We start from the raw sequence: 10581 nt of genomic DNA on the forward strand, positions 1-10581 counted from the left end.
GGAACCGGAACGGGCGCGGCCAGACCGTTCATCGTCAGGGTCTGCTCGTTCAGTTCGGTGCGAGTCTGGGTCACGACCCCGATGGCCGCCTTGAGGTGCTCGGCCGCGGACGCGAGAAGCATCGCCTGCCCGGGCGGCGTCAGTACCATCGGCGCGGCGGCGACCGCGGTGGCCGCGAACGACTCCGAGATCGTCATCAGGTTCGCGTTGCCCCGGGCCACGGACGCGGCGGCGGTCTGGGTGGTGGTCGCGATCTCCGTTCCGCGTTCGCTCAGTTCGGTACCGCTCGCCTGGGCCTGCACACCCTGGGACTGCGCTGCCTGCGCCGCCTGACTCTGCCAGATCTGGTCGAGGACCTTCAGGCCCGACAGGCTCATCGACATCGCCTGGTCGATCAGGCCCGAGGACATGTCGAGGACGGACGTGGGGTCGAATGCGCCGAACGTGCCGGTGCCGAAACTCCCGGCGAGATCGGTGAGCGGCTTGAACAATTCGTCCACACCCGGCAGTGCGGGCAGAGCATGCCCCTGCAGCAGAGCCTCGACCGGGTTCGGCGGCAGGGGCGGCAACGACGGCAGGGCCGGCAACGGTGGCAGCTCACCGAGCGGCGCATCCAGCAACGGGCCGAGCGGGGAATTCTGCACGGCCTCGAGCGGGGTGCTCGGCAGCGGTGTGGCGAGGGCGTCACCGACCGGTGAGCCCTGGATCAGGTCGAGAATCGATCCGGGTTCGGCGGGCTGACCGGCGGATTCGGGGGACGTCATGCGAGGCCCCCGAGCGTGTCGCCGACAGCGCCGAGCGCGGCGCCGTTGGCGCCGTCGACGGAATCGTAGGACTGGGCGGTGGCATGGGCCGCGATCGCGGTCTGCGCGTAGTGCGTTGCGAGTTCGGCGACCGATGCGGCGTGACTTGCCTGCGCGGCAGCGAATGACGCGAGAAAGTCGGCTCCGATCGGGCCGAACACGGGCGCGAGCGCCGCGAGATTCGCGCCGAGATCGAGTGCGGCGGCGCTGGTGATCTGTTCGGCGGCCTGCGCAGCGGTGGCGCCGTATTTCCTGATGCCGTCCGTGACGACGAAGACTTCGCTCAAGATAACCCCCCAGTGACTAAGCGTTCGCCAGACTTTATCGCACGGGGACGACATGCACGGCTAGAGGTGAACGGATGTTCCGCCCTCGGTCTCGGCGAGCAGTGCGCGCGACTTCGCCCGGATGTCGTCCAGCGGTTCCGTCCATCCGAGTGCGCGGAGGCAGGTGTCGGCGAGGAGTCCGGCAGCGCCCTCGTTCTCGGGCCCGGGGAGCAGTCCGCGTTCGATGTCGGCGCGGGTTGCGATGGCGCTCTCGACGATTCGGAACGGCAGGTCGGCCATGGCGGGGAAGGTGCTGCCGGAGACGCCGGTGATTTCCGTGAGCGCCCGGTCCGCCAGCTGCCGATAGTGCCCGCGCAGCAGGGTGCGCTGGGTGCGGAACGGCTCGAACCGATCGGTCAGCAGTTCCGGGAGAAGGTACAGCGCACCGAGATTCCATCTGGTGGCCGTCAGTTGCGTGACGTCGTAGGTGGCCAGCGCATGTAGGCGCACCGTGGCGGCGGCATCGGCGTCGGCGCCGGTGAGCCGCTCGGCGGCGGCGAGCGCGGGGGAGACCGTTTCCTCGAGCAGCGCCGCCAGGATCTCCTCCTTGTTGGGAAAGTGGTGGTAGAGCGACGCCTGCCGGATGCCGACCATCTCCGCGATCCGCCGGGTCGAGGTGGCGGCGAAACCCTTGGTGGTGAACAACTCTCCGGCGGCGTCGAGGATCTCCTCGGGAGTGGTCTGCCCTGGTCTGCGCTGACTGGTCAGTCGGGGTCGTCCCGGCCCTGTGGTCACCGCTCCATGATGTCAGGTCCTGTCGGACCCGACCCCGACCATCCTCCGTGAGGGTTTCGTCACGCGGCCGAAACGTCGGCAACGATGCTGTTACGGCGGACCGTGATCTGGATACGCGGGCGTCACCCATCGAGGCCTCTCCGCGAGAAAACTATCGAGCGACAGATATTGCTCTCGCCGAAGGAGTACGCCCTTGAGTACACCCACAAGGACTGCGCACGTGCTGTCCGCGCCGGCTCCCGCACCTCCCCGTCCGGCCGGCGTCGACGACACGGGCGACCTCGGCGAATTCGGCTACGAGCAGCAGCTTCACCGCTCGCTGGGTAAATTCGCGTCGTTCGCCGCCGGCTTCTCGTTCGTCTCCATCCTCACCACTATCTTCCAGCTGTTCGGCCTCGGATTCGGCTTCGCCGGGCCGGCCTTCTTCTGGACGTGGCCGGTGGTGTTCGCCGGCCAGTTCATGGTGGCGCTCAACTTCGCCGAACTGGCCGCCCGGTACCCCATCTCCGGGGCGATCTACCAGTGGTCGCGCCGGATGGCCGGTGAGATCGTCGGCTGGTTCGCCGGCTGGTTCATGATCCTCGCGCAGATGGTGACGGCGTCCGCCGCGGCCATCGCCCTGCAGGTCGTCCTCCCCAATGTGTGGAGCGGGTTCCAGATCATCGGCGACGACAGCACATTGACGTCCGCGAGCGGTGCGTCGAACGCGGTGCTGCTGGGCTCCGTCCTCCTCGTGCTGACGACGTTCATCAACTGCATCGGCGTCAACTGGATGTCCCGGATCAACAACATCGGGGTCACCTGCGAGATCATCGGCGTCATCGCGGTGATCGGCATGTTCCTCACGCACGCCCAGCGCGGACCGGACGTCGTGTTCGACGCCGGCACGGCGGGAGCGTCGCCCGGTTACGGCTGGGCGTGGATCGTGTCCGGGCTGATGGCGGCGTACGTGATGGTGGGATTCGGCTCCGCGGGCGAGCTCGCCGAGGAGACACGGAATCCGCGCCGGGTGGCGCCGCGCACGATCCGCCTCGCGCTGTCCGTGTCGGCGCTCGGCGGCGGGCTGATGATCATCGGTGCACTGATGGCCGCGCCCAGCCTCACGGACGGGCGCCTCGCCGCGGAAGGTCTGCCGTACGTGCTGTCGTCGATCCTCGGCTCGCCGTGGGGCACGCTCCTGCTCGTCGACGTCGCGATCGCCGTGTTCGTGTGCACCCTCGCCATCCAGACGGCGGCATCGCGGCTGGTGTTCTCGATGGCCCGCGACGGGCGCCTGCCCGCCTCGCGGATTCTGTCGAACGTGAACACCCGCACGGGAACACCCGTGGCGCCGTCCGTCCTGATCGGCCTGGTCTGCGTCGGCATCCTCGCCGTCAACGTCGGGAACTCCGCGATCTTCGCGACCCTGTCGAGCGTCTGCATCATCCTGATCTACCTCGCCTACCTGATGGTCACCGTGCCGCTGCTGCTGCGCAGGCTGAAGGGCTGGCCGCACGGCGGACCGCAGGTCGACGTGGACGGGCGGACGTTGTTCTCGCTCGGACGGTTCGGGCTTCCCGTCAACATCCTGGCCGTCGGCTACGGCGCGCTGATGGTCGTCAACCTGTCCTGGCCGCGCGCCGAGATCTTCGACCCCAGCGGCGACTACCCCCTCCTGCGGTGGGCCGCCCCCGTCACCGTCGCCGCCGTGGTCGCGCTCGGAATCGCGTGCTTCCCCCGTGGCCGCACCACACCCAACCCCGTCACGATCGGAGCCTGACATGACCTCAGTGGACACCTCGACCACCAGCGCGGCGAGGGAACACGCGCGCGCCCAGTCGGGAGTGGTCACCGACTCGATGCCGGTGGTCCCCGCGTCGTCCTGGCCCACCCCTCCTTCCGACGTCGATCCGGCGCTGCTGACGTGGGCGGAGACCGTCCCCGGCGGCCGGTACACCACGAAGGTGCTCGCCCGGGGAACGCGACTGCGACTGCGGGACGTCGACGGCCGGGCCTGCGCCCACCTGCTGCTGTACCGGGCGGACGCGCCGTGGGAGCGGCTCAACGTCGCCGACACGGTGAAGGTGCCCTGGCAGGCGTACACGGGGACCGGGCATCCACTGCTGTCCGATCAGGGGCGCGTGCTCGCGACCGTCGTCTCGGACGGGTCGGGGCGGCACGACGCCCTCTGCGGCACCACGTCGCTCGCCACGAACACCGCGAAATACGGTGACGGCAGCCTGCATTCGGAGTCTCCGGCCGGCCGTGAACTCTTCACGGTGGCCGCCGCGAAGCACGGACTCGAACGTCGCGACCTCCCGGCGTCGCTGTCGTTCTTCCACGGGGTGCGGGTGGGTGCGGACGGATCGCTGAGCAGCATCGGATCCGCCGGCGCGGACACCGCCGTCGAACTCGTGATCCACCTCCCGGTGATCGTCCTGATCGCCAACACGGCGCACCCTCTGGATCCGTCGCCGACGTACGACACGACCGCGCTCGAAGTGCTCGCCTGGACCGGCGCCGACGTGGCCGAGCCCGTCGACGCCGACCCGGAGTACCGGCGCGCCTTCCTCAACACCGAAGACGTCTGGGCTGCCGCGCAGCGCCAGGGACGGGAGCAGGCATGACCACCAACATCGAGACCGCGCCACTGGTACCGGGAACGGTGATCCTGGACGAGGAGGTCGGCGCCCGCGGACCCTGGTCCGCCGTCGTCGCGGGCGGCGACGTCCTGACCATCGTGGATCTGTGCGGCAACCAGGCCGTCGACACCCTGATCTACGCGGCCGACGACCACCGGCAGTGCTACTCGGCCGCCGCGACGGTGTCGGCGCAGCGAAATCTGTTCCTGACCACGGGAAGTGTGCTCCGCACCGACGATCACGACGCGCTGATGACACTCGTCGCCGACGAGGTCGGCTCGCACGACACGGTGGGCGGAGCCTGCTCCCAGGAGTCGAACACCCTGCGGTACGGCCACCACACCAAGCATCAGCACGCCTGCGTCGAGAACTTCCTCGCGGAAGGGGCGCGGTGGGGGATCGGCAAGCGGGATCTGGTGTCGAACATCAACTTCTTCATGAACGTGCCCGTCGACGCCGACGGCACACTCGGCATCGTCGACGGCCTGTCCGCACCCGGCCGCCGGCTCGCGCTCCGCGCGGACCGCGACGTTCTGGTACTGGTGTCCAATTGCCCGCAGATCAACAACCCCTGCAACGGTTTCGATCCGACGCCGGTGCGGATGATCGTGACCCGGCCGGCGGGAGCTCCCGCATGAGCGCCAAGATCACGGTTCAGCGGCCCGGGATGCTCACCACGGTGCAGGACTTCCCGGGCCGGACCGGGTACTGGCACGTCGGGGTACCGCCGTCAGGGCCTATGGACGACCTGTCGTTCCGGCTCGGGAACACCGCGCTCGGCAACGACGAGGGCGCCGCCGGAATCGAATGCGCCATGTCCGGCCCAGCGTTGCAGTTCGACGAGGAGACGGTGGTCTGCGTGACCGGTGCGCCCGCCCCGGTCACGGTCGACGGTGTGCTGCACGCGCAGTGGCGTCCGGTCCGGGTTCCGGCGGGCGGGACCCTGGACGTCGGCGCGGTCGCCGGGCCCGGCTTGCGCATCTACCTCCTCGTCCAGGGCGGGCTCGACGTCGAGAACTTCCTCGGCAGCGCCTCGACGTTCACACTGGGCAAGTTCGGCGGTCATCAGGGCCGCACGCTGCGCCAAGGCGATGTGCTCGCGGTCGGTGAGCACGACGGCACCCGCACGGCCGCCGTTCCCGCAGAACACGTCCCCGCCCTGTGCCGTCGCTGGGAGATCGCGGTCACCGAGGGCCCGCACGGCGCACCCGAATTCTTCACCCGCGCCGACATCGACACGCTGTACCGGACCGACTACGAGGTGCATTTCAACTCGGACCGCACCGGGGTGCGGTTGATCGGGCCCAAACCCGACTGGGCTCGCACCGACGGCGGCGAGGCGGGACTGCACCCGTCCAACATCCACGACAACGCGTATTCGGTCGGCGCACTGGACTTCACGGGAGACACCCCGATCCTCCTGGGCCCGGACGGGCCGAGCCTCGGCGGGTTCGTGTGCCCCGTCACGGTCGTCGCCGCGGAACGCTGGAAACTCGGACAACTGGCGCCCGGCGACACGGTGCGCTTCGTGCCGATCCGGGCCGACCGGGCCGCGTCCACGCGTGCGCTGGGGCCTGCGCGGCGGGCGGCGTTCTCGACGGTCTTCTCCACCACCGGTGACCGGGACGACGGTGTGATCGCCCGGCGCGACGGCGAGACCGCCGTGACGTACCGGCGGTCCGGCGACGACAACGTGCTGGTCGAGTACGGCGACATGAGCCTCGACCTCGCCTTGCGGGCCCGCGCACACGCGCTGCATCAGCGCCTCGAGGTCGCGAAACCGGCCGGGCTTCTCGACCTGACACCCGGCATCCGGTCGTTGCAGGTGCGGGTCGACCCCGACGTGCTGCCGATCCCGAAGTTGATGGGGCTGCTCGCCGAGGCGGAGGGCGCGCTGCCCGCGGCGAACGAACTCGTGGTGCCGAGTCGGTCCGTGCGGATGCCGCTGTCGTGGGACGACCCCTCGACGCGGGAGGCGATCCAGCGGTACATGCACGGTGTCCGCGCCGACGCGCCGTGGTGCCCGTGGAACATCGAATTCATCCGCCGCATGAACGGCCTCGGCAGCGTCGACGACGTCTTCGACACCGTCTTCGGGGCGGAGTACATGGTGCTCGGACTCGGCGACGTCTACCTCGGCGCGCCCGTCGCGACACCCCTGGACCCGCGGCATCGGCTGGTCACCACGAAGTACAACCCCGCCCGCACGTGGACGCCGGAGAACGCGGTCGGCATCGGTGGGGCATACCTCTGCATCTACGGGATGGAGGGCCCCGGCGGCTACCAGTTCGTCGGCCGCACCACCCAGGTGTGGAACCATCGGCACCCCGAGAAGTCCGGACCGTTCGAGGACGGCACCCCCTGGCTGCTGCGCTTCTTCGACCGGATCTCCTGGTACCCCGTGGAACCGGACGAGCTGATGGACCTGCGATCCGACGTCGCCGCCGGCCGCGGCGGCGGAATCGAGATCACGGAGGGCACGTTCTCGCTCGCCGAGCACCAGCAATTCCTCGCGGCCAATGCCGAATCGATCGGCGGATTCCGAGCCGAACAGGCCGTCGCGTTCGCCGCCGAGCGGCAGCGATGGTCCGCGGCAGGGGAATTCGCGACGGTGGACTGAACCTGCGCTGGTCCGGCCTCCTCGGTTACACCTGTCGTTCGGCGAGTTCGGCGAGTTGCTCCGTGACGGTGCCCCAGCCGTCGTAGAAGCCCATTTCTTCGTGGGTGTTCCGGTCGGAGTTGTTCTTGTGCATCACGTGGGCGACGTATTCGGTGCCCGTCGGATGGTCGGTCAACGTGATGATCGCGGTCATGAACGGCTGTTCGGCGGGTCGCCAGCCACCGACGAGGGAGTTGGTGAACACGATGCGTTCGAGTTCGTCGACGGCGAGGAAGCAGCCGCTCAGGTGGGGCACGAATTCGCCTCCGTCCTCGCTGATCTGGGTGGTGAGCGCGCCGCCCGGGCGCAGTTCCATGTCGACGACCCGGCACCGGGAGGGCGCGGGGACCCACCATTGTTCGAAGCTGGCGGGGTCGGTCCAGGCGCGCCACACGACGGCCCGGGGCGCCCGGATGATGCGCGAAATCGTGAGGTCGAGATCGGGTCTCGCTGTGTCGGTCATTGCGGGGTGTCCTTCGCGTGAGTGGTGACTGTGTGTTCGGTGACGAATTGTTCGAGCCTGTCGGTGCGGCCCTCCCAGAGTTCCTGTTGCTCCGCGAGCCACGATTCGACTGCCGTGAACGGCGCCTTCTCGATCGTGCACGTCCGTACCCGGCCTTCCTTGCGTGTCCGGATCCACCCGCTGTTCTCCAGGAAGTGGATGTGCTTCATGAAGGAGGGCAGGGCCATGTCGAACGGTTTCGCGAGTTCGCCGACCGTGGCCGGGCCGCGGCTCAGGCGGCCGAGCACCGCCCGCCGGGTGGGGTCGGCGAGCGCCTGGAAGATGCCGTTCAGCTGCTCCGGATACTGAGCCACAAGGCAAAGTATTCACCGCGACGACAGTTAGCGCAAGGGCTCACTGTCGGGGTGGGTCAGCCGAGTTTGCCGTGACCGGGAACGAGCGGGACGTCCAGGGCGTCGTAGAGCCCCGGCGCGGCCGTCCGCAGCCACGGAATCGCGTTGACCAGGCGCCCCACCGCGGTGGCATTGCCACCGGCCGCCCGATTGCCGCCCTCGTCGGTGGCCTCCACAGTGACCTCGATCCGTGGGCGGCCCTCGATGATCACCTTGTGGGCGCCGTCCCCGCCGTCCGGTGGCACTGGCCAGTCCGGGGCGCTCGACGGGTGGATCCGCGTCACGTGCTCGATGACGATGCGGGGTTCGCCGCCCACGATGCCCTGGACCTCGAAACGCAGTGCCCCCTGGGTGCCCGCCTCGAACTCGCCCATGAGCTCGGTCATGATCGTCTCCTCGAGCGGCCGGCGGAGCAGCGTCTCCCGGATCTCGTCGAGTTCCACCCCGAGAGCGCGGGCGATCAGCCGGATCTGCCCGCCCCACACCATCGTCGGCACCGTCGCCGCGACCATTGGCGGTTCGTAGTCCATCGGCTGGCCCATGCCGACGAGGTACCGCACCGAATCGTGTTGGTCGTACGTGGTGTAGTCGAAGATCTCCTGGCAGCGGATCCGATCGATCGTGCCCGCCAGGCCCGTCATCAGGACCGGCAGGATGTCGTTGCCCCATCCCGGATCCACGCCCGACACGAACAGCGCGCCGCCGCCGGACTTCGCGGCCGCCTCGATCGGGTCGCGCAATTCGGCCGGCGCAGTGCGGTGGTCGTAGAGCGCATAGATCGACGGGGTCACGACGACCGCCCCGGCATTCAACGCGCGGGTGATGTCGGCCGCGGCATCGTCCGGGCGGATGTCACCCGACGCGGCGTAGACGACGGCGCCGGGAGAGTTCGCGAGCACGGCGCCGGCATCGTCGGTTGCCGCCACCCCGAGCGAGCGGCCGAGGCGCGCGAGGTCGCCGGCGTCGCGTCCGACCTTCTCCGGGTTCGCCACGAGCACCGCCGACAGTTCGAGTCCGGGGTGGGCGTCGACGGCGCGGATCGCCGCCCGCCCCACGTTCCCGGTTCCCCACACCACGGTCCGGATCTTCCCCTGGTCGGCCATGAAATCGGACCCTACCCAGTGTGCGCGACGGGCATACCCCGAATCGGGCAACGCCGGCCCGCTCGTGGACCGTGTTCAGGTGGACCGTATTCAGGTGGACCGTATGCAGGTGGACAATGGGTAGATGCACCCGCACGGGACGCTGCCCGGCTCGGACAAGGGATTGAGCAGAGCCGAACTGCTGGCCGCGGTATCGCTGGCGATCGACCTCGGTCTGGGTCAGCCGATGGAGCACATGCTTCGATCGTCCCTGATCGCGATACGGATCGCCGAGCGGATGGAACTCGACCCCCGGCAGCGGGCGACCGTGTACTACGCCAACCTGATCGGATGGATCGGTTGTCACGCCGACTCCCACGAACTCTCGGCACTCGTCGGCGACGACATCGCTTTCCGAGCCGACACCTACGCGGTGGACATGACCGGTCTGCCGTTTCTTCGACTGATGACGAGTCACGTGGGGCGCGGGTTACCCGGCTGGGAGCGTGGAATCAGCGCCGCCGGATTTCTGGTCGCGGCTCGCAGCCAGGTCGCCACGCTGATCCATTCGCATTGCAGTTCCGCCGGGGTTCTGTCCGACCGGATGGGCTTGGACGGGCAGGTCGGAAAGGCGCTGGCCTACGTCTTCGAGCGCTGGGACGGTCGAGGGCTGCCCAACGGGTGTCGCGGAGAGGGCATCCCGGTCGAGATCCACATCGCTCACGTGGCAGACGTCGTCGAGGTGCACCTGCGGACGGGTGGGCTGGGGCACGCGAAGGACGTTCTCCGTTCCCGGCGCGGCAGTCAGTTCAGCCCGGCCGTGGTGGACGTGTTCGAACATGACGCGGCGGCAATCGTGGACGGGTTGTTCGACACGGACGTCTGGGTTGCGGCGTTGACCGCAGCACCGGATCGTGACCGAACCCTGACGGCCGAGGAGAGCGACGAGTTGCTCAGGGCCATGGCTGATTTCGTCGACCTCAAATCCCCGTACACGCTGGGGCATTCGCGTGGCGTCGCGAATCTGGTTGGTGGGGCGGCCCGCCACCGGGGCATGTCACCACCGGACGTCGGCCTGCTCTACCGTGCCGGCCTCGTGCACAGCCTCGGCAAAATGGGAGTGTCCAACCAGATCTGGGAGAAGAAGGGGCCGCTGACGACGGCTGAATGGGAACGGGTACGGATGTATCCGGATCTGACCGGCCGGATCCTGAGGCGAGTGAACGGCTTGGAGTCGGTGGTGTCCGTCGCGATGAAGCACCGGGAACGGATCGACGGGTCCGGCTTTCCCCGGGGGATCGCCGGCGCGGAATTGACTCCGAAGGACCGGCTGCTCGCCGCGGCGGAGGCGTACCAGGGTCTGCTCGAGCCGCGTCCCCACCGGCCGGCGCTCGATGCGCGGGGCGCCGCCGATCGGCTGCGCGGGGACGCGCGTGCCGGGCGCCTCGACGCCGAGTCGGGGGCCGCCGGGCGGGCGGCGGCCCGACCGCGGCGGTCGAG

10 protein-coding genes and 1 pseudogene are annotated in these 10581 nt (G+C 69.1%); 5 read left to right on the top strand and 6 right to left on the bottom strand.

What is annotated here, in order from left to right:
• From ACFTZB_RS37370 to ACFTZB_RS37380, 3 genes and pseudogenes are all read right to left on the bottom strand, one after another.
• Positions 1 to 764 (bottom strand): annotated as a pseudogene (locus ACFTZB_RS37370) (hypothetical protein); the annotation flags it as partial.
• Positions 761 to 1090, bottom strand: coding sequence for a type VII secretion target (locus ACFTZB_RS37375; RefSeq protein WP_378439681.1), 330 nt, complete (start codon positions 1088 to 1090; stop codon positions 761 to 763). The pseudogene ACFTZB_RS37370 and the gene ACFTZB_RS37375, both read right to left, overlap by 4 nt.
• Before the next feature lie 60 nt (positions 1091 to 1150).
• Positions 1151 to 1864, bottom strand: coding sequence for a TetR/AcrR family transcriptional regulator (locus ACFTZB_RS37380; protein ID WP_378439684.1), 714 nt, complete (start codon positions 1862 to 1864; stop codon positions 1151 to 1153).
• Positions 1865 to 2084: 220 nt separating this feature from the next.
• Between ACFTZB_RS37380 and ACFTZB_RS37385 the strand changes: the two genes are divergently transcribed.
• The 4 genes from ACFTZB_RS37385 to ACFTZB_RS37400 are packed head-to-tail and all read left to right on the top strand — an operon-like array spanning position 2085 to position 7105.
• Entirely contained in the window at positions 2085 to 3623 is a 1539-nt protein-coding gene (locus tag ACFTZB_RS37385) for an amino acid permease (RefSeq protein WP_378439701.1), read from the top strand.
• Between the two features lies 1 nt (position 3624).
• Positions 3625 to 4470 (top strand): urea amidolyase associated protein UAAP1, encoded by an 846-nt coding sequence (locus ACFTZB_RS37390; protein WP_378439686.1) that lies wholly within the window; start codon positions 3625 to 3627, stop codon positions 4468 to 4470.
• Positions 4467 to 5123: an urea amidolyase associated protein UAAP2 gene (locus tag ACFTZB_RS37395; protein ID WP_378439688.1), complete on the top strand. Its 657-nt coding sequence runs from the start codon at positions 4467 to 4469 to the stop codon at positions 5121 to 5123. The genes ACFTZB_RS37390 and ACFTZB_RS37395 overlap by 4 nt, the downstream gene beginning before the upstream one ends.
• Positions 5120 to 7105: a 5-oxoprolinase/urea amidolyase family protein gene (locus tag ACFTZB_RS37400; protein WP_378439691.1), complete on the top strand. Its 1986-nt coding sequence runs from the start codon at positions 5120 to 5122 to the stop codon at positions 7103 to 7105. Before ACFTZB_RS37395 ends, ACFTZB_RS37400 begins: the two co-directional genes overlap by 4 nt.
• 25 nt (positions 7106 to 7130) lie before the next feature.
• On the opposite strand, the gene ACFTZB_RS37405 is transcribed toward ACFTZB_RS37400, so the two are convergent.
• Genes ACFTZB_RS37405 through ACFTZB_RS37415 form a run of 3 tightly spaced genes read right to left on the bottom strand, consistent with a single transcriptional unit; the run spans position 7131 to position 9102 of the window.
• Positions 7131 to 7607, bottom strand: a complete 477-nt coding sequence (locus ACFTZB_RS37405; protein WP_378439693.1) for an SRPBCC family protein — start codon at positions 7605 to 7607, stop codon at positions 7131 to 7133.
• Complete coding sequence (locus ACFTZB_RS37410) at positions 7604 to 7960, bottom strand: ArsR/SmtB family transcription factor (protein WP_378439695.1); 357 nt, start codon at positions 7958 to 7960, stop codon at positions 7604 to 7606. Before ACFTZB_RS37410 ends, ACFTZB_RS37405 begins: the two co-directional genes overlap by 4 nt.
• 56 nt (positions 7961 to 8016) lie before the next feature.
• Positions 8017 to 9102 (bottom strand): dihydrodipicolinate reductase, encoded by a 1086-nt coding sequence (locus ACFTZB_RS37415; RefSeq protein WP_378439697.1) that lies wholly within the window; start codon positions 9100 to 9102, stop codon positions 8017 to 8019.
• Between the two features lie 124 nt (positions 9103 to 9226).
• Here ACFTZB_RS37415 and ACFTZB_RS37420 point away from each other — a divergent pair.
• The coding region (locus tag ACFTZB_RS37420; RefSeq protein ID WP_378439699.1) for an HD domain-containing phosphohydrolase at positions 9227 to 10581 on the top strand (1355 nt) is incomplete at its 3' end.

Origin of the sequence: Rhodococcus sp. NPDC057014 (assembly GCF_042673295.1) — a bacterium.
Taxonomy (GTDB): Bacteria; Actinomycetota; Actinomycetes; order Mycobacteriales; family Mycobacteriaceae; genus Rhodococcus_F.